A 406-nucleotide genomic window follows, 5' to 3' on the forward strand; every position below is an offset into this window, starting at 1 on the left:
GTCCAGTTGACGATGGATCGCGTCTTCATCAATCCGCCGGATACGCCCGCTATGGCAGTAATCCACGCCGTCATCGACGCCCAGCGGCTGGGCAATAATAAAATTGCCACTGACGACGTTGATATGCGCGCCCTGCAGCGGCGTGTTATTGAGACTCATCGACAGGCGAGCAGTAATATCCAGTTGCAATGTTCCCGCAGCCTGCTTCACCAGTTCCAGTGTTTTGGCGTCGGTCACACGTATATTCTTGTGATACAGCGGTTCGTGGTGATGCGCAGCCAGATTTGCGTCGATCTGCGGACGTGCGCCATAGACCACCACCAGACGGATGCCGAGGCTGTGCAACAACCCGATATCATTAACGATACTGGAGAAATTCTCATGCTCAATGGCTTCACCGCCGAGC

Annotated in this window: 1 pseudogene; it reads right to left on the reverse strand. The window is 54.7% G+C overall.

Going from position 1 to position 406, the window contains the following annotated elements:
- Positions 1–406, reverse strand: a pseudogene (locus tag FMN52_RS00100) (amino-acid N-acetyltransferase); the annotation flags it as partial.

Source organism: Marinobacter sp. BW6 (assembly GCF_008107725.1).
GTDB lineage: Bacteria > Pseudomonadota > Gammaproteobacteria > Pseudomonadales > Oleiphilaceae > Marinobacter.